The organism is Proteus vulgaris (genome assembly GCF_023100685.1).
Taxonomy (GTDB): domain Bacteria; phylum Pseudomonadota; class Gammaproteobacteria; order Enterobacterales; family Enterobacteriaceae; genus Proteus.
Genome location: NZ_CP090064.1, coordinates 3923142 through 3945162, shown reverse-complemented (window position 1 = coordinate 3945162; position 22021 = coordinate 3923142). Strand labels below are relative to the sequence as shown.

General features: G+C 38.1%; 22 protein-coding genes. 19 read left to right on the top strand and 3 right to left on the bottom strand.

The window, feature by feature from the left end:
- Positions 1–9: 9 nt before the first annotated feature.
- Both alr and dnaB read right to left on the bottom strand, forming a co-directional pair.
- Entirely contained in the window at positions 10–1101 is a 1092-nt protein-coding gene (gene alr / locus LW139_RS18710; protein ID WP_109408441.1) for an alanine racemase, read from the bottom strand.
- Positions 1102–1141: 40 nt separating this feature from the next.
- On the bottom strand, positions 1142–2551 hold the full coding sequence (gene dnaB / locus LW139_RS18705; protein ID WP_166539893.1) for a replicative DNA helicase: 1410 nt from the start codon (positions 2549–2551) through the stop codon (positions 1142–1144).
- Between the two features lie 210 nt (positions 2552–2761).
- Here dnaB and LW139_RS18700 point away from each other — a divergent pair, with 210 nt between their 5' ends.
- A complete protein-coding gene (locus LW139_RS18700) occupies positions 2762–3745 on the top strand; it encodes a quinone oxidoreductase (RefSeq protein WP_166539894.1) in 984 nt (327 codons plus the stop codon).
- Between the two features lie 67 nt (positions 3746–3812).
- Here LW139_RS18700 and dusA read toward each other — a convergent pair whose 3' ends face one another.
- Complete coding sequence (dusA, locus tag LW139_RS18695; protein WP_247850373.1) at positions 3813–4847, bottom strand: tRNA dihydrouridine(20/20a) synthase DusA; 1035 nt, start codon at positions 4845–4847, stop codon at positions 3813–3815.
- 363 nt (positions 4848–5210) lie between these two features.
- On the opposite strand from dusA, the gene cbrC reads away from it, so the two are divergent.
- The 18 genes from cbrC to LW139_RS18605 all read left to right on the top strand — a co-directional run bounded on the left by cbrC (position 5211) and on the right by LW139_RS18605 (position 21978).
- Complete coding sequence (gene cbrC / locus LW139_RS18690; RefSeq protein WP_166539896.1) at positions 5211–5801, top strand: PF03691 family colicin E2 tolerance protein CbrC; 591 nt, start codon at positions 5211–5213, stop codon at positions 5799–5801.
- Positions 5802–5970: 169 nt separating this feature from the next.
- On the top strand, positions 5971–7257 hold the full coding sequence (locus LW139_RS18685; RefSeq protein ID WP_166539897.1) for a S8 family serine peptidase: 1287 nt from the start codon (positions 5971–5973) through the stop codon (positions 7255–7257).
- A gap of 520 nt (positions 7258–7777) precedes the next feature.
- On the top strand, positions 7778–8893 hold the full coding sequence (potA, locus tag LW139_RS18680) for a spermidine/putrescine ABC transporter ATP-binding protein PotA (protein WP_109408434.1): 1116 nt from the start codon (positions 7778–7780) through the stop codon (positions 8891–8893).
- On the top strand, positions 8877–9737 hold the full coding sequence (potB, locus tag LW139_RS18675) for a spermidine/putrescine ABC transporter permease PotB (RefSeq protein ID WP_109408433.1): 861 nt from the start codon (positions 8877–8879) through the stop codon (positions 9735–9737). The genes potA and potB overlap by 17 nt, the downstream gene beginning before the upstream one ends.
- Positions 9734–10513: a spermidine/putrescine ABC transporter permease PotC gene (gene potC / locus LW139_RS18670; protein WP_247850372.1), complete on the top strand. Its 780-nt coding sequence runs from the start codon at positions 9734–9736 to the stop codon at positions 10511–10513. Before potB ends, potC begins: the two co-directional genes overlap by 4 nt.
- Positions 10514–10627: 114 nt before the next feature.
- The gene (potD, locus tag LW139_RS18665) at positions 10628–11671 is read left to right on the top strand and encodes a spermidine/putrescine ABC transporter substrate-binding protein PotD (protein WP_227336115.1); all 1044 of its coding nucleotides are present in this window, start codon (positions 10628–10630) and stop codon (positions 11669–11671) included.
- A 160-nt stretch (positions 11672–11831) separates the two neighbouring features.
- Positions 11832–12746, top strand: a complete 915-nt coding sequence (gene yddG / locus LW139_RS18660) for an aromatic amino acid DMT transporter YddG (protein WP_166539899.1) — start codon at positions 11832–11834, stop codon at positions 12744–12746.
- Between the two features lie 229 nt (positions 12747–12975).
- A complete protein-coding gene (locus LW139_RS18655; RefSeq protein WP_109408466.1) occupies positions 12976–14250 on the top strand; it encodes a bifunctional O-acetylhomoserine aminocarboxypropyltransferase/cysteine synthase in 1275 nt (424 codons plus the stop codon).
- Positions 14251–14371: 121 nt separating this feature from the next.
- Complete coding sequence (locus LW139_RS18650) at positions 14372–14860, top strand: hypothetical protein (RefSeq protein ID WP_247850371.1); 489 nt, start codon at positions 14372–14374, stop codon at positions 14858–14860.
- Positions 14861–15164: 304 nt separating this feature from the next.
- Positions 15165–15752, top strand: a complete 588-nt coding sequence (locus LW139_RS18645) for a TetR/AcrR family transcriptional regulator (RefSeq protein ID WP_088494441.1) — start codon at positions 15165–15167, stop codon at positions 15750–15752.
- A gap of 26 nt (positions 15753–15778) precedes the next feature.
- Positions 15779–16636, top strand: a complete 858-nt coding sequence (locus tag LW139_RS18640; RefSeq protein WP_166539901.1) for a transcriptional regulator — start codon at positions 15779–15781, stop codon at positions 16634–16636.
- Entirely contained in the window at positions 16636–17154 is a 519-nt protein-coding gene (locus tag LW139_RS18635) for a FidL-like protein (RefSeq protein WP_166539902.1), read from the top strand. The genes LW139_RS18640 and LW139_RS18635 overlap by 1 nt, the downstream gene beginning before the upstream one ends.
- 760 nt (positions 17155–17914) lie before the next feature.
- A complete protein-coding gene (locus tag LW139_RS18630) occupies positions 17915–18193 on the top strand; it encodes a BMC domain-containing protein (RefSeq protein WP_004249182.1) in 279 nt (92 codons plus the stop codon).
- A 20-nt stretch (positions 18194–18213) separates the two neighbouring features.
- Positions 18214–18498, top strand: coding sequence for a BMC domain-containing protein (locus LW139_RS18625; RefSeq protein ID WP_006536329.1), 285 nt, complete (start codon positions 18214–18216; stop codon positions 18496–18498).
- A 14-nt stretch (positions 18499–18512) separates the two neighbouring features.
- Positions 18513–18791, top strand: a complete 279-nt coding sequence (locus tag LW139_RS18620) for a BMC domain-containing protein (RefSeq protein WP_006536328.1) — start codon at positions 18513–18515, stop codon at positions 18789–18791.
- A gap of 73 nt (positions 18792–18864) precedes the next feature.
- Entirely contained in the window at positions 18865–20532 is a 1668-nt protein-coding gene (locus LW139_RS18615; protein WP_109408428.1) for an acetaldehyde dehydrogenase (acetylating), read from the top strand.
- A 26-nt stretch (positions 20533–20558) separates the two neighbouring features.
- Positions 20559–20822 carry a EutN/CcmL family microcompartment protein gene (locus LW139_RS18610; RefSeq protein ID WP_036934514.1) on the top strand — a complete coding sequence of 88 codons (264 nt, stop codon included), beginning with the start codon at positions 20559–20561 and terminating at the stop codon, positions 20820–20822.
- A gap of 7 nt (positions 20823–20829) precedes the next feature.
- Positions 20830–21978 carry a 1-propanol dehydrogenase PduQ gene (locus tag LW139_RS18605; protein ID WP_166539904.1) on the top strand — a complete coding sequence of 383 codons (1149 nt, stop codon included), beginning with the start codon at positions 20830–20832 and terminating at the stop codon, positions 21976–21978.
- Positions 21979–22021: the final 43 nt, after the last annotated feature.

Genomic DNA, 22021 nt, shown 5'->3' with positions numbered 1-22021 from the left:
TCGTGTGTATTATTGTTCGTCTAGGTATTCCATGATGACGCGCGAGGTTAATTTTGTAATCAACTCATAGGCGCTAATACCACTATATTTGGCAATTTCTTCTACGGGCAGCACATCTCCCCATAAAATAGCTTCATCACCAACACTATCAATCAATTCAGTCCCCAAATCGACGCTGATCATATCCATCGAAACACGACCCACAATAGGCACTTTTCGACCATTAATCCACACAGGAGTACCTGACGGCGCACTGCGAGGATAGCCATCACCATAACCAATGGCGATAACTCCAAGATAAGTGTCTTTTTCACTTACCCATGTGCCACCATAACCAACTGGTTCACCCGCTTTATGTTTACGAACGGCGATCAGACTTGTTTTCAGTGTCATTGCCGGGGTTAAACCAAAGTCTTTGCCCGTTCTTTCATCACCAGTCGGAGAGATGCCATAAGTGATAATGCCAGGGCGAACCCATTGATAATGAACTTGAGGCCAAAATAAAATACCAGCAGAAGCTGCGATAGACTTATCACCGGCTTTATCTTGAATGAAATCTTGAAATAGTGAGATTTGTTTTTGTGTTGCTTCAGGAACATCAGGTTCATCAGCGCGACTAAAATGGCTCACAATATTGACAGGTTGTTGTACATTCTTGCAGGCAGAAAGTCGTAAATAAAAAGCTTGTGCATCTTCAGGGCGTATACCTAAACGGTGCATACCAGTATCGATTTTCATCCATACTTTTACGGGTTCATCTAAATTGGCTTGTTCTAAAGCTTCCAATTGCTCTTGGCTGTGAACAACGGTTTCAATATGGTTGACGACCAAAATAGGTAAATCAGCAATATCAAAAAAACCTTCTAATAAGAGGATGGGTTTTACAACTCCCCCACTTCGTAAGGTTAATGCCTCACCAATACGTGCAACACCAAAACAATCAGCATTATCCATTAAGGTATACGCTGTTTCTAATAACCCATGACCATAAGCGTTTGCTTTCACGACAGCTATCAGGTGGCTATGTGGGGCATAGTCTCTCACATGCTGAAAATTGTGACGCAGAGCGCGGCGATCTATCACTGCGGTTGCCGCTTTCATATTATTTCAATACTTCCTCTAATTAAATCAAGGTTAGTGATTATTCATCGTCGTAAGCAGGGCCAGCATAGCTATCAAAGCGCGACCATTGACCGTTAAAGGTAAGTCTGACTGTACCAATTGGACCATTACGTTGTTTACCGATGATAATTTCTGCAACACCTTTTAAATCACTACTTTCGTGATAAACCTCGTCACGATAAATAAACATGATAAGGTCAGCATCCTGCTCGATAGAGCCCGATTCACGTAAGTCGGAGTTAACAGGGCGCTTATCAGCACGTTGTTCCAAACTACGGTTTAACTGTGATAGTGCAACCACGGGAACTTGCAGTTCTTTAGCTAATGCTTTTAATGAACGCGAAATTTCAGCAATTTCTAATGTTCTATTTTCAGATAATGAAGGTACTCTCATTAGCTGTAGGTAGTCAATCATGATAAGGCTTAAACCGCCATGTTCACGATAAATTCGACGAGCGCGAGAGCGCACTTCCGTTGGTGTTAAACCCGATGAGTCATCAATATACATATTACGTTTTTCAAGCAAGATACCCATGGTGCTTGAAATACGCGCCCAATCCTCATCATCAAGCTGGCCTGTACGAATTTTTGTCTGATCGACACGAGATAATGATGCCAACATACGCATCATAATTTGGTTACCAGGCATCTCTAAACTAAAGATAAGTACGGGTTTTTCTTCTGTCATTGCCGCATTTTCACATAAGTTCATGGCAAATGTGGTTTTACCCATCGAAGGACGTGCCGCGACAATAATTAAATCTGATTTTTGTAATCCTGCGGTTTTTTTATCAAGATCTTGATAACCACTTGAAACCCCGGTGACACCATCGTGAGGTTTCTGATAGAGCTGTTCTATTTTTTCAACAGTTTCTTCTAAAATTGCCTCTATTGCTTTCGGGCCTTCATCTTTGTTGGCACGAGTTTCAGCAATTTGGAACACTCTTGATTCAGCAAAATCGAGAAGATCTTCACTGGTGCGTCCTTGAGGATCAAAACCGGCATCCGCGATCTCGTTGGCAACTTTTATCATATCGCGAACAACCGCACGTTCTCGGACAATATCGGCATAAGCGTTGATGTTCGCCGCACTTGGCGTATTTTTAGAAAGTTCTGCTAAATAAGCAAAACCGCCAACACTGTCTAACTCGGCATTTTGCTCTAATGCTTCTGATAGTGTAATTAGGTCAATAGGTTTACCTAATTCCAGCAAGCGTTGCATTTGCGAGAAAATAGTACGATGAGGTCGGCTATAAAAATCTTCTGAGGTAACACGCTCAGAAACATTATCCCAACGTTCATTATCTATCATCAGACCGCCTAACACGGACTGTTCTGCTTCCAGCGAATGGGGAGGTAGCTTTAATCCCTCCATTTGTCGGTCTTTGATATCAGACATCAGTTTGTCAGTGGTCTTATTTCTGGCCATAAATCCTGCATAAAATCGAAAAAGTGTCAGTCAGTGTATGAGAGCGAGTTGATCTTCCCTGTTTATTTTTACAGCAAAAAAAGATCAATTCGTTCTAGTATACGCTAACCCAATTATCTGTGCCTTGTAGAAATAGCTATCCTTTGTCATTATCTCTAAAGGTCTTTTGCGCTCGTTTATTTAACCTCTCATCCTACAAAGGAGATAGTAATGGCTAAACGTATTCAATTTGCAACTCATGGCGATGCAGATGTTCTTGAGTTAGCAACATTTACACCTGCTCCTCTTGGTGATCACGAAGTTCAGGTTGCCAATAAGGCAATTGGTATTAACTATATTGATACTTATGTGCGTAGTGGGTTATATCCTGTAAGCCAATTTCCAAGCGGATTAGGCACTGAAGCTGCGGGCATTATTATCAAAACAGGCGCTAAAGTGACTTCACTAAAAGAAGGGGACCGAGTTGTGTACGCTCAATCTCCGCTAGGGGCTTATAGCGATACGCATAATGTACCAGAAAATAAAGTGGCGCGTCTGCCTGATAATATCTCATTTGAACAAGCCGCAGCTTCTTTTCTAAAAGGATTAACGGTTTATTATCTTTTCAATGAGACCTATAAATTACAAGCGGGTGAAACCTTTTTATTCCACGCAGCAGCTGGTGGCGTTGGTTTAATTGCAAGTCAATGGGCTAAAGCCATTGGTGCAAAAATGATAGGTACAGCAGGCAGTGATGCAAAGGTTGCTAGAGCAAAAGCCGCTGGTGCATGGGAAGTGATTAACTACCAAACAGAATCAATAGTTGAACGTGTATTAGCGTTGACTAATAATCGAAAAGTGCCAGTTGTTTATGATTCTGTTGGTAAAGCGACTTGGTTAGACTCGTTAGACTGTTTGCAACATCGAGGTTTAATGGTGAGTTTTGGTAACGCATCAGGTGCAGTAACGGGTGTTGATTTAGGTATTCTGAATAAAAAAGGTTCTTTATATGTGACGCGCCCATCCATTTCGGGTTATATCACAACACGCGAAGAGCTAGATGCTGCAAGTGACGCGCTATTTGCATTAATTGGTAGCGGTAAAATTGATGTCAGTGTGCCAGATAATCAGAAATTTGCATTAGCGGATGCAAAAGAAGCACATTGTTATCTTGAAAGCCGACAATCTCAAGGTTCAAGCCTACTTATTCCTTAATTATTGTTTGTAAGATTTAAAACCTGTTTAAAATAATTTAGACAGGTTTTAAATATTTATTTTTTAATTATTTTTCAGTCACAAATTTAAGGGCATTTTCTAATACAGATAAATCAGCACCTTGCTTATGAGCATTTTCACTTAAATGACGACGCCATTGTCTAGCGCCTGGAATTCCTTGGAAAATCCCCAACATATGACGAGTCACATGTCCTAAATAAGTACCTTGTGAGAGTTCTTTTTCAATATAAGGATACATTGCTTTTACGGCAGCAACTGCATCAGCAATAGGCAATTGATTATCAAAAAGTTCATGATCAACATGCGCTAAGATTGACGGGTTTTGATAAGCCTCACGGCCAACCATAACACCATCCATATATTTTAAGTGTTCCTTAGCTTCTTCTAACGATTTAATTCCGCCATTAATCGCCATGGTGAGATGCGAGAAATCACGTTTTAATTGATAAACACGGGGATAATCTAAAGGAGGAACTTCACGGTTTTCCTTTGGACTTAAACCTGATAGCCATGCTTTACGAGCATGAATTATAAAAGTATCGCAATTATTATCGCGACTAACAGTATCAATAAAGTCACATAAAAATTCGTAGCTATCTTGGTCATCGATCCCAATGCGCGTTTTTACTGTGACAGGGATATCAACCACATCACGCATCGCTTTCACACAATCTGCGACGAGTTGTGTATCTCCCATTAAACAAGCACCGAATCGCCCATTTTGTACGCGATCTGAAGGACAACCTACATTTAAATTAATTTCATCATAGCCACGCTCTTGTGCCAATTTTGCACATTGCGCTAAAGCTTGAGGATCGCTTCCGCCCAATTGTAATGAAACGGGATGTTCTTCTTCACTGTATTTTAGATAGTCGCCTTTACCATGAATAATGGCACCTGTTGTGACCATTTCAGTATAAAGCAACGTATTTTTACTTAATTGACGAAAGAAATAACGACAATGACGATCAGTCCAGTCGAGCATTGGCGCAACAGAGAAGCGGTTTAGTGGGTAATTGCCTTGAATTCCCTGTGTTTGCTTGTTTTCTAGTGTTTTATCAGTTGGTGTGTTTTCGTGCATTATAACCCATTTTAGTGTAATTTCTTGTTATCAGGACACCAGTGAGAACACCAAATTTTGGTGTCTTGCTGAGAGTGAGAGAGGATTTCTATTTAGTTAATCTTCTTTGAGTTAGCTTAATTATATAAAGAAAGAAATAATTGTCTCTATCTTATTTAACTGTTGTTGGTTGCCTTACTGAATAAAATCATCAACCCTTTTAGGTAACGCTTTCATTTAGTGAGAGTTATATTTTTCACCAGACTCGTGAGAACCCAAAATATCATCATGATCAAGCATGGATCGTAGAGAAGCAATGCGATAAATTTCTTTATTCTTATGATTTCGAAAATGAATAGCAAAAAAATAAAATAGGAAAATATAATGCCAACAGAAAAAAAAGCATTACCTTATTTCAAATATCATCCTGAACCGATAAAAACAGGTGCTTTTATTACAGATGATACCGTTATATGTGATTGTTGTGGAAAGGAAACGGATATCTATTATGGTAGCCCTTTCTACTCAGAAGGAGATATTGATGCACTATGCCCGTGGTGTATTGCTGATGGTTCTGCAAGTGAAAAGTTTGATGGTGAATTTCAAGATATTGCAAGCATTGAAGGCGGAGAAATTCTCTATGACGAAGAAGGGGAGTATTGTGGTTCTACTTTACCTCCTATAGATAAAAACAAACTCGATGAATTAACAAAACGAACGCCTGGTTATCATGGCTGGCAACAAGAATATTGGTTAGTACATTGCGATGAACCTTGTGCCTTTATTGATTATGTAGAATGGGACGATATCAAAGATAAATTAGAACAATTTGCTTCTTTAGAACAAGATATTCAAGACATTGGTTTTGAACTTTCTGATTTATCAGAGCGTTTATGGGATGATGGTGGATGCCAAGGTTATTTATTTAAATGTTGTTGTTGTGAAAAGTTACGTCTACATATTGATTTTAGTTAATAAACATCATTCAAATAATATTAAGTCTATTTAAGTCTATTTTTATTAGAGGATAGGCTTGATATTTTTTTATAAAACACTCTATTTATATTATCTCTATTAAAAATGGAAATAGTCACTGCTCAATATTTTACGCTATAAAGCAAAAATAAAAAGAGGAGCATTGAATATGAACATTAAAAGAAAAATCCTTATAAAATTTAAAAATCCTGATTATGATAATAAAAATCTGTCATGTCCTACTTTCCATGAAAAGCATCGTTCTTTATTATCTGATATATCCTTGGTTCCTGTTATTTCTTCTATCCATCAATTACCTCCTAAAAATAATATTAATTCTATTTCAATAAGCTTTAATGACTTAAACAAATACTATTACATTAAATTACCGGATAATAATCAATATTCATTAGAGAATGTCATCAAAATATTAAAACAGCATCCTGATATTGAATATGTGCAATCTGTACCGATACAACCCATTGAACCTCCTAATATTACACCTGATTTTACTCAGTATCAGCAATATTTAGATGATCCAGAAAGAACAGCCAATATTAATAAGATTATAGGATTGGGGATTTTAGGTGCATGGAAACAAGAAGCATATGGCCAAGGTATACAAGTTGCCGATATTGAATGGGATTTCAATCTATCTCATCATGATTTATCAACTGATAATATTACACCATTACTCCCTTTTAATGAAAAAACGAGTCAGGCAGATCACGGTACTGCGGTTGCAGGATTAATAATGGGAAAAAAAGATGGTAAAGGGATCACTGGGCTAGCGTATAAACTCGATATGTTTTATGCCATCTCTGAATTAACTTGTGGACGTATTGATGCGATCATCGCGAGTAAACGCATACTACATGCTGGTGATATTGTTTTATATGAAATGCAGACAATCTGCGAGCATCAAGCTTATGTCCCCGCTGATTATGAAATGCATATTTGGGAAGCGACACGCGCACTAACAGATGCCGGTATTATTGTGATTATGGCTGCTGGTAATGGTGGTGTTGATCTTGATTTACCTGCTTATGAAAGTTACCGCCAACGTCATGACAACAATTCCATACGTGTTGGCGCTGGTTCACCTTATACATTAAATCGCTTACCTTTTTCAACGCATGGTTCACCCATTCATGTACAAGCATGGGGTGAAGATGTTGCAACAGCAGGTTATGGTGATCTCTTTCGAAGTGATGATAATCATACTTATACCGCCAGTTTTAGTGGAACTTCGTCTGCCAGTGCATTGGTGGCGGGGGCTGCTGCCATGATCCAATCCTGGTATAAAGGCAATACAAATAGAGTGTTAACACCAGTACAAATGCGTGATTTATTAATTAGAACAGGTACTTTCCCATTATTAAAGGACAAGATTGGTCCATTACCCAATGTAAATAATGCAATTTTATACTTAAAAAAATTAATAAAATATCATTGAAAAAACAGTTATCGACAAAACACCTTCTACTGTTTGGGAGGTGTTTTCTAATAAATATCATAATGATTAATAAAAACTTTTATTAGAACTACGTGGGTTTTAGAGCCGTTATCATGCTTTAGTTGTCGAAAAAAAGCATTGAACCAGTCAATATCCTTTTCTGTTTTTATAGAAAAATAGGCCAATTAGCTGACTTATAATAGAAAAATTATTTAATCATAAATTTAGTCGATTTATAATATTTATATAGATAAGTAGCATTCTGATTTTATTAATTTTTTACTAGAAAACAAAAAAGCCTGATTTATGAGGAAAAACTTAAATATGAATAGTTTTTCACTGTTTATGCGCCTTTTTGCTTTCAATTTCGCGCCACTGCGTTTATCATTTTCCGCTTGTACTATACATACGGCGTTGCTGGTTTTGGGCTTCTGTGGAGCATAATGCTCCGGCAGCTCACACAGTCTTTTCCAGTGGCGGTTCTATCTGCATTATTCTTCGGGATAGAGTATTACCTTAAATGACTGAGAAAACATCTCTGACACCAGTTGTCGAATTAAAATCCTTAAGTAAAGGTTTCGACGGAAAACAAATTATTTCCCGCCTCGATCTCACTATCAACCATGGCGAGTTTTTAACCATCCTTGGTCCTTCGGGCTGTGGTAAGACGACGGTTTTGCGTTTAATTGCGGGTTTAGAAGACGTTGACGATGGGCAAATAATTCTTGATGGGCAAGATATTACGGATATCCCAGCAGAACAACGTTTTGTAAATACGGTTTTCCAAAGTTACGCACTTTTCCCTCATATGACTGTTTTTGAAAACGTCGCATTTGGTCTACGCATGCAAAAAACGCCTGCTGAAGAGATTAATGTTCGCGTTGAAGAAGCCTTGCGTATGGTGCAACTTGAAGATTTCGCCCAACGTCGTCCTGCACACCTTTCTGGTGGACAACAACAACGTGTTGCGATTGCGCGTGCTGTTGTGAATAAACCAAAGGTCTTATTGCTTGATGAATCATTATCTGCACTGGATTACAAATTACGTAAACAGATGCAAAATGAATTAAAAGCCTTACAACGTAAATTAGGAATAACCTTTATTTTCGTGACTCATGACCAAGAAGAGGCGCTGACTATGTCAGACCGGATCGTGGTGATGCGTGAAGGGCGTATTGAGCAAGATGGGACACCACGTGAAATTTATGAAGAGCCAACAAACCTGTTTGTTGCGCAATTTATAGGTGAAATTAATATCTTTGATGCGCGTGTTCTTCATCGTATTGATGAGGCGCGTATTCGTGCCGATGTTGAAGGTCATGAATGTGATATTTATACCTCATTGCCTGTAACTCAAAATCAGCAACTCAAAGTATTGCTTCGACCTGAAGATCTTCGTGTTGAAGAAATTCATGATCTTGAAAACCTTCCTGGTCTGATTGGTTATGTTCGTGAACGTAACTATAAAGGCATGACGCTAGATTCTGTTGTTGAAATGGAAAATGGCAAGGTGGTGATGGTCAGTGAGTTCTTTAATGAAGATGATCCAGATGTTGATCACTCGTTAGACCAAAAAATTGCAGTGACTTGGGTTGAAAGCTGGGAGGTCGTGCTGGCAGATGAAGAAAACACGTAAACTATTTCAAAACATCGTAATTACCGGTGTTGTGGGTTGGTTGATGGTGTTCGTCTTCTTGCCGAATATCATGATCATTGCGACCAGTTTTTTAACGCGTGATGATGCTAACCTTGTCGAGATGGTCTTTACACTCGATAACTACTATCGCTTATTTGATCCTATGTATGCAGAAGTATTATTGCATTCAATCAATATGGCGGTGGTAGCAACATTAGCTTGTTTATTATTAGGTTATCCTTTTGCTTATTTCCTTGCAAAAATGCCTAAGAAAATACAGCCATTAATGTTGTTTTTATTGATTGTGCCTTTTTGGACAAACTCGCTTATTCGTATTTATGGATTAAAGATATTCCTAAGTACTAAAGGTTATTTTAACGAGTTTCTGTTGTGGATTGGGATTATTGATAAACCACTCAGGATTATTTATACCCCAGAGGCCGTTGTACTGGGACTGGTTTATATTTTATTACCTTTTATGGTACTACCGTTATATTCCAGCATTGAAAAGTTAGATAAACCTTGCTTAGAAGCAGCGCGCGATTTGGGTGCTAATAAATTTCAGACCTTTATCCGTATTATTATTCCATTAACGATGCCGGGTATTATTGCGGGTTGTTTGCTCGTAATGTTACCTGCCATGGGCTTATTCTTTGTTGCTGATTTAATGGGGGGGGCGAAGAATTTATTAATTGGTAACGTAATAAAAAGCCAATTCTTAAATATTCGTGATTGGCCTTTCGGTGCGGCAACCAGTATTTGCTTAACATTGGTGATGGGATTAATGCTGTTTGTGTATTACCGAGCCGTGAAGCTACTGCATAAGAAGGTAGAAATAGAATGATAGGACGGTTATTGCGTGGTGGATTTATGTCCATTATTTACGCGTATCTTTATATCCCGATTATCATTCTGATAGTTAACTCTTTTAACTCATCGCGTTTCGGGATTAATTGGAAAGGATTTACCACAAATTGGTACGCCATTTTATTTAATAATGACAGCCTGCTTCAAGCGGCTGGACATTCATTAACGATGGCGGTCACTTCTGCAACATTTGCGACATTGATTGGCTCATTAGCGGCGGTTGCACTCTATCGCTACCGTTTTCGTGGCAAAAAATTTGTCGGTGGTATGTTGTTTGTTGTCATGATGTCACCTGATATTGTAATGGCAATTTCATTACTTGTGCTGTTTATGATCCTTGGTGTTTCATTGGGATTTTGGTCGCTTTTATTTTCACATATTACATTTTGCTTACCTTTTGTTGTAGTAACGGTGTACTCACGATTAAGTGGATTTGATGTGAAAATGTTGGAGGCTGCCAAAGATTTAGGCGCGGGTGAATTTACTATTTTACGTAAAATCATTATGCCATTAGCCATGCCAGCAGTGGCTTCAGGTTGGTTATTAAGCTTTACGTTATCCATGGATGACGTGGTGGTTTCTTCTTTTGTGACGGGACCAAGCTATGAGATTTTACCATTGAAAATATACTCAATGGTGAAAGTTGGGGTTTCACCTGAGGTGAATGCGCTTGCAACCATCCTTTTAGGTCTATCCTTAGTATTAGTGTTAATTAGTCAGTTAATCTTAAGAGACCGAACTGGCAAAGCATAATGACATGTATTAGTGCGAGTTTCTCGCACTTTTTGGGGTCTTGATGACCAATCTGTTGGAGGTAGGCTAGCTGCCTATTTGATATTAACGCATCAACCACTGAAGGAAACATAAATGAAAAAGTGGTCCTCTGTACTTGCTGCCAGCGTAATGGCATTAAGTATCGGCACAGCATCGGCTGATGATGGTAAGACATTATATTTCTACAACTGGACGGAGTATGTGCCGCCTGGTTTGCTTGAACAGTTTACGAAAGAAACTGGGATTAAGGTGATTTATTCCACCTATGAATCCAATGAGAGCATGTATACCAAGTTAAAGACCTATAAAGAAGGTGCTTATGATTTGGTGGTTCCTTCCACTTATTTTATTTCTAAAATGAGCCATGAAGGAATGCTGCAAAAAATCGACAAATCAAAATTAACGCATTTTGATAATCTCGATCCTAGCTTATTACATAAGTCATTCGACCCAGAAAATGATTATTCCATCCCTTATATTTGGGGTGCGACCGCTATTGGTATTAATAGTGATGAAGTTGATGTGAGTAGCATTACTTCATGGGCTGATTTATGGAAACCTGAATATAAAGATAGTTTGTTATTAACGGATGATGCTCGTGAAGTTTTCCAAATAGCATTATTAAAACTAGGTTATTCAGGCAACACGACCGATCCTAAAGAGATAGAAGAAGCCTACAAAGAGCTACAGAAGCTGATGCCAAATGTGTTGGCTTTCAACTCAGATAACCCAGCTAATCCTTATATGCAAGGGGAAGTTAATTTAGGGATGATTTGGAATGGCTCTGCATTTATTGCTCGTGATGCTGGTGCGCCGATTGAAATGGTGTGGCCAAAAGAGGGCGGTATTTTCTGGATGGATAGCTTAGCTATTCCTGCTAATGCTAAGAATGTCGAAGGAGCTCATAAACTTATCGATTTCTTATTACGCCCAGAAATAGCAGCCAAAGTGGCGGAAAATATTGGTTATCCGACACCAAATCTAGCCGCACAAAAATTACTGCCAAATGTGATCACTAAAGATAATTCTCTTTATCCAACAGAAGAGATTATTAACAAAGGTGAATGGCAAAATGATGTGGGTGATGCAACCGTATTATACGAAAGCTATTACCAAAAATTAAAAGCTGGACGCTAATCGCGTTTGAGTATAGTTCTGAGCCACCTTTAAGGTGGCTTTTTTATGGTGAAAAAAACGCATTTTTATTTAAGGATATAAGTTGAATTTATTTGTTGAAAGCGTAAAGGTAATTAACACTTTTTATTAGTGAGTGAATAAACTTAATTGAAGGCACAAAATGATATCTAGCGCATCAAAAGGGACGTTATATGGCATCGTTGCTATTTTTCTTTGGAGCACTATTGTTGGTTTAATTCGTAATATCAGTGAATATTTTGGCCCTGTTGGAGGTGCCGCACTGATTTATACCACAGGAACCGTGTTTCTTATTTTGATCTTAGGTGTACCTAAACTATCACTTTTTCCTAAACGTTATCTTTTTTGGGGAGCGCTATTATTTGTTACTTATGAAGTGTGTTTATCCTTGGCATTAGGATTTGCAACAGATAGAACACAAGCCATAGAGTTAGGAATGGTGAATTATTTATGGCCTAGTTTTACCTTAGCGCTAGCTGTCATAGTTAATAAACAGCGATTCTCTATTTTACTGATCGTAGGATTATTATGTTCATTTAGTGGATTAGTCTGGGTTGTTAGTGGGGATAATCCTCTAACTATCGAAGGCTTATGGAAAAATATCCAAAGCAATCCATTAAGCTATATATTGGCGTTTTCAGGTGCCATTTTATGGGCGTTTTATAGCAATTTAACTCGTCTTATTTCTGGTGGGAATAATGGTATTGTGCCTTTTTTCTTATTAACGTCACTTGCGTTATGGGGGCAATACCTATTTTCAACGCCAGTTGAATGGATTATTAATACAAAAAGTATCACGCTTTTGTTAATCACGGGTGCAGCAATTGGGCTTGCTAATGCAGCATGGACAATCGGTATGATCAGAGGCAATGTGACTTTGTTAGCCACACTTTCCTATTTTACCCCTGTTATTTCTACTGCATTTTCCTCAATATTATTGTCTACCGCACTTTCTTTCTCATTTTGGCAGGGTGTAATGATGGTAACTGGTGGCTCTTTAATTTGCTGGTTAGCGACTCGTCAAAAAAAGATAAAAGTGATAAAAACAATAAAATAGAGAGAAAAACAAGATCCTTAACTCAAATATCACAGTGAAAAGCGGCGTTTTGCATTATTGGCGGTATGGTACTTTGGTCGTATTAATCTAAGTTGAAATTTTTTCACTATACGACAGAGACGATATGCGCTTATTTATATGACTTATATACTAAGAATGCTTACTTTGATTTAAGTTATTTAAAATATAAGTAATACGATAAGAACAAATGCAACAAAAAGGGATTGCTATGAAACTTGAGACACTTTCTGTTCACGCCGGTTATTCACCTGATCCAACTACAAAAGCGGTAGCTGTACCTATTTACCAAACCACATCTTACGCATTTGATGATACACAGCATGGTGCGGATCTCTTCGACTTAAAAGTACCTGGTAATATTTATACCCGCATAATGAATCCAACCAACGACGTATTAGAAAAACGAGTTGCAGCATTAGAAGGCGGGATCGCAGCAGTTGCAGTAGCATCGGGTATGGCTGCTATTACTTACGCTATTCAAACCATTGCCCAAGTGGGTGACAATATTGTTTCTGTCGCTAAACTTTATGGTGGTACTTATAATTTAATGGCGCACACTTTCCCTCGTATTGGTATTGAAGCGCGTTTTGCTCCCCATGATGATATTGCTGCATTAGAAGCATTAATTGACGATAAAACAAAAGCGGTATTTTGTGAAACCATCACAAATCCAAGTGGAAATATTGTAGATATTCAAGCATTGGCTGATGTTGCTCACCGTCATGGTGTACCTTTAATTGTTGATAATACGGTTGCAACACCTTATTTGTGTCGTCCTTTTGAACATGGCGCAGATATTATTATTCACTCGTTAACTAAATATATTGGCGGTCACGGTAATTCAATTGGTGGTATTGTTGTTGACTCTGGTAAATTCCCTTGGGCAGAACACAAAACACGTTTTGAAATATTAAATACGCCAGATGTTTCTTATCACGGAGTAAATTATGTTGAGCATTTTGGTGCGGCTGCCTATATTGCTCGTTGTCGTGTTGCTCCTTTGCGTGGAACGGGGGCTGCACTATCCCCCTTTAATGCATTTTTGATCTTACAAGGCTTAGAAACACTGGCACTGCGTATGGATCGTCATACTGAAAATGCGCAGAAAGTGGCAGAATATCTGCAAAATCATCCTCAAGTGGTATGGGTTAAATACGCAGGTTTAAGCAATCATCCTGAACATGATTTAGCGGTACGTTATATGACGGGTAAACCAGCAGGTATCCTCTCTTTTGGGATCAAAGGTGGTGCAGAAGCTGGCGCTAGATTTATTGATGCATTACAACTAATTGTTCGCCTTGTAAATATTGGTGATGCAAAATCATTAGCATGTCATCCAGCATCAACCACACATCGCCAATTAAACGATGAAGAATTAGAACGAGCAGGTGTTTCACGAGATTTGATTCGTTTATCCATTGGTATTGAACATATAGACGATATTCTTGCAGATTTAGAACAGGCATTAAAAGCCAGCATTTAATTGATTTTTATTAATAAGAAACCACTGTTAAATGACGGTGGTTTTTTTATATTTAAAATATAATGTTTATTAATAATACTCATTCTAAAAATTAACTTTATTAGTTCATAGGGAGTATTTAATGAATATTATCGATTCTGTTAGAACGTCGTTTTCACAAATAAAAGCAACAATAGATAATCTAGATTTAAAAAATAAAATTACGGATTTTTTTTATTACTTTAGTTCAAGTATAACAGGATTATTTAATAATAATGTTGAATACCGGTATCCTGTTGTAGTACGTCATATTTGTAATAGCATCTTTAATGATCCAAACTATTCAACATATGAAATGCTAAGAGAAAGTTTTCTTAATATTCAGAATGAAAAAAAATTAGCAATAAATAATAAATTTAACAAAGATGAACCTAAATATGAAGAGGTTAATAATATTTTTATTGATAATGGCGTTAGAGACAAAAAAACAAGTGATACGGTTACTCAGAGTGAAGAAAAGAAAGAGCATATTTATGATAAAAAAGATTTTAAAAGAAAAGGATCTTATTTGGATGAAATAATGAATCAGACAATTGACGAAATAAAGACTAATTTTTCTTCGATAAAATAGTTCTTATTAAAATAAAGGAATTAATAAATATTGATTTCTTTATTTTTGTCTAAGCTATCATTTTTAATAAAAAACTAGATCCACATTTGTTTTTTTGATAAAAATCAAACTTATATTATTTTATTTTTTTTAGTTTATTACTTAGATCAATTTTATAAAATAATTTTAATTTTTTAAATCAATTTTAATTGAAAATAAAGGAATGTGAAGTCAACTGCATTATTTACATATAATAAGCATCAGTCGAAATCAGATTGATTTTGATCAATAAGGAACATACCGACTGGTCGGTATTATCCTATGCATGAATACGACTGCACATCACCGAAAAAAAGATCCTATCCGAGTTCAAGAGCAATTATTGGAAGCGGCAAGTGTTATTGTGGCTAATGAGGGAATAGCCTCTCTTTCTTTAAATGCTGTAGCAAAAGAAGCGGGTGTAAGTAAAGGTGGGTTACTTCATCATTTCCCTGGGAAATTAGAATTAGTGCAGGCAGTGTTTAAGCGGTTATTAGGAATTATGGATAGCCGAATTGCAGTTATTATGGAAAATGATCCTATTGAAGCAGGGCGTTTTTCTCGCGCATATTTAACTTATATTTCTGATTTAAAACAGTCAGACGAAAGCCGTCAATTAGCCATACTGTCTTTAGCTATGCCAAACGAGCCTATTATGCGTAAATGCTGGCGAGATTGGATGCTAGACCATTTAGCCAAAGGCGATAAATTAGATAATAGTTATTTAGGTACTTTAATTCGTTATGCCGCAGATGGTCTTTGGTTATCTGAATTAACAGAAGGCCCTACTATCTCACAAGAGGAGCGTAGCGCATTAGTCGAAAGATTATCTGAAATGACATTTGACTATATGGCAAACACAGCAAATCAGTAATTTTAATCAGGATGAATGAGGGCACAATGAAATACAAAATAAATGCCTTAATTTATTACGACGCAACGGATGGCGCGATATCATTAGAAAAAGACAGTGTTGATACACATCTTTCTATTACCGCAAATGCGTTACTTTTTTATTTTATTCAGCACCCTGGAGTAGTTAATCGCGATGAAGTATTAAAACGTGTTTGGGATGATAATGGGTTAGTTTCATCAAACAGTAATTTAAACCAATATTTGAGTTTATTACGAAAGACATTTCGCCATTATGGTATTGAAAATATCATTGTTACCATTGCGAAAGGACGATTAGAGTTTAATCCAGATATTTCTGTTGAGTTAATTGATGACTCAACGCTATTGCCTTTAACTCAAATAAATGAAAAAGCGCTTTCTTTAGCTGAAGATGAAAATAAAACAGCAGAGGAAACAACGTCTTTATCTTCAGTTGCCGATCAAACTCCATTAAATATAACACAAACAGAAGTAACACAAAAAAAACAAAAAACAGAAATTTGTTGGTATTTAGCCAGCATTGGTTTTTTATTCGGTGCGGTATTTCTTGCTGTGATCATCTTTTTTAACCAACATCAATCAAAGCCAATTTCACTAACACCATTAACACACAATGATTGTGAATTACTTTCTAATGAAGCCATGATTAATACTGCGGTAAGTGATAATTATGTTCGCAATTTTGATGCGGTAAGAAAGAAGCTTAATTTACAGTGTGTAAAAGGTGAGCGATTTGTTTTCTTTTATGGTGATAAATTACAAACAAATGGATTAGGGCGGGTATTTTTAGCACATTGTGCAAAGAACGAAGATAACCCATTTAGTTATTGCGATAATTACTTTTACTATTCTTGGAAATACTAATGAAAATCTCAGGGAAACTTTTATGTTTTTTATCGGCCCTGATTTTTATCTTGGTCGCCACTTATGCAGCAACAAGATTATTAACGATTAAAAATGAAGGTGTCATGGTTTGCTCAACCAAAGGCATTATGCGTTTTGAAAATATGGAAGATGAAAATGTAAATGGTAATATTCATTTTTCATTTGGTGCCAATGGTAAAGGATCGATTGTTGTTGAAGGCTATACCACCTCAAAACCAGGATGGTTGTATTTACAACGTTATGTGAAATTTGATTATACGACCAAGCGTGTTTCACCGACAGAACGTCACTATTTTGTTAGCCAATGGGATGCTAGTGCATCATCAATTGATGAATCCCCAGATGTTATTTTTGATTATTTTATGCGCGAAATGTCAGATAGTCATGATGGGTTATTTATTAATGCACAAAAGCTTAATGAGAAAACCTTACTATTAAGTTCGCTTAATTCACCTCTCTATATTTGTACCTTAAAACCAGGTAGTAAATTTGATTAACTGATCCTAATTATCTGATCTTGTTTTTATTATAAGGTGGTACATCTGTTTCCACCTTTTCTGTATTCTAAGAGCTAATTTATTACGCTCCATTCTTTTTCGTATATTCACTGTTATTGTGTGATTACTTTCCCTCTTTTACCTTCCTTTGTTGTACAGACTGAAAACTTTCCTTAAACAAGCATAAATGCTTAGTCGTAGGTTTGTGCCTTTCCAGTAAACGCTACTTTTCTCATTTTATTATTCGTGTAGGCCTCGTGTATAGGTATTAGATAAAACGTGACCCTTTCCACTTTTTTATACCTGTTGTAAGGGTTTAGATTAAATAAATACATTATCAATAAAAAAATAGCACGATTTGTATATAGACTTGATTTAGCCTTTTTCAATTATTGATCTTACGTTGAATTATCAGTGATATTCCGCACATCTTTCCCATCGATATGTACTGGCTTTTTGCACCTTTTAAACATCCTCCTAACAAAGTTTATTTGTCTGTTTTTTAATCTATTTTTTGTGGGGGCTAATAAATTTATAACGATGAAAAAAGTAAATAAACAGCATGGTTAAATAAATAGAGAGATAAAAAACACTAAATATCAGAGTTAAATTCTATATGTATCACCATTGTGGATTTATATTTTGTTTTGTTTTTTGCGCGTTATAGTGATTTTGAAACCAAAGTCTGCGTTTAAAAAATCACCACGCAGACACAATGGGCAAACGTAAACCGTTAAACGGCTTCTCGGAGGAAATGAAAATGGGTGATGCATTAGGTCTGATTGAAACCAAAGGTCTGGTGGCATGTATTGAAGCCGCTGACGCTATGTGTAAAGCCGCGAACGTTGAACTTATTGGCTATGAAAATGTGGGTTCAGGTCTCGTGACTGCGATGGTGAAAGGCGACGTAGGCGCAGTGAAAGCTGCTGTGGATTCAGGTGTGGAGTCAGCACAACGCGTGGGTGAAGTTGTTACATCGCTCGTGATTGCTCGTCCTCACAATGACATCAACAAGATTGTTATCAAACACAAGGCATAGTTTTTGCCTTAGGAGAACGTATGGGTGATGCATTAGGACTTATTGAAACTCAAGGGCTGGTGGCTTGTATTGAAGCTGCAGACGCGATGTGTAAAGCGGCAAATGTTGAGTTAATCGGCTACGAAAATGTGGGTTCAGGTTTAGTGACTGCAATGGTGAAAGGTGATGTCGGTGCCGTTAAAGCCGCTGTGGAATCTGGCTTAGAAGCTGCTCAACGTGTTGGTACTGTTGTGACTTCATTAGTCATCGCTCGTCCACATAACGATATTCAAAAAATCGTTGCCCAGTACAAAGTGACTGAATAACGAAGGAAATAAATATGAAAGAAGCACTAGGTCTAGTTGAAACCAAAGGTCTTGTCGCTTGCATTGAAGCTGCTGATGCAATGTGCAAAGCAGCCAATGTTGAACTGATTGGTTATGAAAACGTCGGTTCAGGTTTAGTGACAGCAATGGTGAAAGGCGATGTCGGTGCAGTAAATGCAGCGGTTGAGTCAGGTGTTGAAGCGGCAAAACGTATCGGCACCGTGGTGACTTCTCGTGTTATTGCAAGACCGCATAACGATATCGAGAAAATCGCACAACAGCATAAAGCCTAATTATTCAGGCGTGCTGTAAAGCAAAGAAATAAGTTATTCAGCTAAATTTTTTAACTCCTGTATGGGGGAAGACATGGTTGCATTAGATAAAGATTTGCAATCCAGACAACTGGCTCGTGAGCTAGTTCGTAACGCGAAAAATGCACAACTTGTTTATGCTAAATTTTCGCAGGAAAAAATCGACAGTATCGTAAAACACATTGCGTTTGAAGCAGCTCGTCACGCAGAAGAGCTGGCAAAAATGGCAAACGAAGAGACAGGCTTTGGTAAGTGGGAAGACAAAGTTCTGAAAAATACCTTCGCGTCATTGCGTGTGTATGAACATATGAAAGACATGAAGACCGTTGGCATTATCAATGACGATAAAGTGAAAAAAGTCATGGATGTTGGCGTGCCTTTAGGTGTTATCACGGCGTTAGTGCCTTCAACTAACCCAACATCAACCATTATCTATAAAACCCTAATTGCACTGAAAGCGGGTAATGCGATTATTTTCTCTCCGCATCCAAATGCAAAACAGTGCAGTTTCCGTGCGTTAGAAATTGTTAAAAAAGCCGCTTTAGAGGCTGGAGCACCAGCAGGTATTGTTGATGGTGTGACATTACTGACACTGGAAGCGACAAAAGAATTAATGCACAGCAAAGATGTGTCATTAATTTTAGCTACTGGTGGCGAAGGTATGGTGCGTGCTGCTTATGCATCAGGTACGCCAACCATCAGTGGTGGCCCAGGTAATGGCCCTGCCTTTATTGAACGCAGTGCAGATATCAAAAAAGCAGTGAGCGATATCATCACCAGTAAAACATTCGACAATGGCGTTATCTGTGCATCAGAGCAATCCATTATCGTTGAACGTTGTATTTATAACGAAGTTCACCGTGAGCTATTAGCGCAAGGTGCTTACTTTATGAATGACGAAGAAGCAACCAAAGTGGCTTCAATGTTGCTGCGTGCTAACGGCACAATTAACCCAGCCGTTGTGGGTAAAGATGCGATTTATTTAAGTCAGCGTGCAGGTTTTAGTGTGCCAGCAAATACGCGTGTATTAATCGCATTACAAGATACCGTTTCACCTAAAAATCCGTATTCACGCGAAAAACTATGCCCAATCTTAGGGATGTATATCGAAGAAGATTGGAAATCAGCGTGCGATCGTGTGGTGCAATTACTGACTAATGAAGGCTTAGGTCATACCTTAGTTATTCATACCAAAAATGAAGATGTTATTCGTCAGTTTTCTCTAGAAAAACCGGTTAACCGTATTCTGATTAATACCCCAGCGGCATTAGGTGGCATCGGTGCAACCACTAATATTACTCCAGCGTTAACCTTAGGCTGTGGGGCTGTAGGTGGCGGTTCTAGCTCTGACAATGTCGGCCCAATGAATTTACTGAATATTCGTAAAGTGGGTTATGGCGTGCGTACCGTCGAAGAGTTAAAACAACCTTGTCCTTTAGCACAAGAAGCTGCTCAACCTGCTGTTTCTGCTTGCTCTGTTTCCAGTGCAAATCACCAGACCAGCATTCTTGATGATGATCGTTTTCGTTCACCTTCTTTAACGCCTGTTCATGCTGAGTGTGCAACTGCACAACGTCAAACTGAAGGTGATGATCGCTTTGGTGCGTCTCCTTATGCAACAACGGTAAGTGCTTGCGCGCAACAAGTGATTGAACAAGGTGATATTACTGAAGAAAACGTGGAACGCATTATCAAGGAAGTTCTCGGACGTCTGAGTAAGTAACTCATTGATATAAGGCGATATAAACCATGATCCTCGCAAAGGTAATCGGACACGTAGTAGCGACACAAAAAAGCCCAGAACTTAAAGGCAGCAATTTATTAATGATTGCCACTTTAGATGATGAGCTTAAGCCACTGAAAAACAAAACTTATGTGGCAGTGGATAGTGTAGGTGCAGGTATCAACGATGTTGTGTTGGCTGAAGAATACTTTGCACTGAACAAAGAACGTTACAAAGCGATGTCAGTGGTTGCCATTGTTGAGAAGGTTTATCGGGACAGTAAGGAGTAATAACGACATGAGTGAGTTTCTGATAAAACCCAAAATTCAGTTTGGCACCAATGCACTGAATTTTCTCTCTGGGTTAACTGCCCGCCGCGCATTTGTGGTGACAGATAAAGCAATGGTGAAGTTTGGCTTTGCAAATAAAGTTACCGATAAATTATTGCAACGGGGTATCGAGTTCCAAGTTTACGATGATGTTGCGTCAGATCCTGATATTTCAGCCATTGTGAGTGGTATGAAAATCATGGATGCCCATTATCCAGATTTGGTTATCGCACTCGGTGGTGGGTCGGTGATTGATGCCGCGAAAGCCGTTATGTACTCCCTCTGGCATACCCGTAAAGAGAGCAACAGAACAAAACCACAATTTATTGCGATCCCAACCACCAGTGGTACAGGTTCGGAAGTGACCTCATTTTCAGTGATTAAGTCACGCAGTGAAAAATTGGTCTTGGTTGATGAGTTTATGTTGCCTGATGTCGCCATTCTCGATCCTGAGTTGGTGAAGTCTGTACCGCCAGCAATTACTGCTGATACGGGAATGGATGTGCTTTGCCATGCACTAGAAGCATATGTTTCTAAAGCTGCTTCTGATTTTTCTGATGCAATGGCAGAGAAAGCCGTCAAGTTAGTGTTTAGCCATCTTATTGATTGCCATCATCAAGGTGACAACTTACTTGCCCGTGAAAAAATGCATAACGCATCTTGCATTGCAGGAATGGCATTTACTAACGCCTCGCTGGGTATTACACACAGTCTTGCTCACGCATTAGGCGGTGTATTTCACGTTCCTCACGGTAGAGCAAATGCGTTATTGATGACGCATGTTATTGCTTTTAATGCGAATTTTCATGGTGATTGTAATAGCGAAGCAGCCAAGCGTTACGCCTATCTTGCTCAAAGCCTAGGACTTCCGGCTAATACGGTAAGAGAAGGGGTCACCAGTTTAATCGTCGCTATTAATGTATTGAAAGATGAAATGGGTATGCCGAAGAGTATTCGCGATACCGGTGTCAGTGAAGCGGACTTTTATGCCCGTTTAACGGAAATGGTCGGACAGGCTTTACGAGATAGCTGTACGCCGACAAATCCGCGTGACGTAAACACACACCAATTAGAAACATTGTATCGTCAGGCATTTGCCGGTGTATCACACAGTTAATGCTCAACCGAATTAATACCGATTAGGTCAAGTAAAGAACATC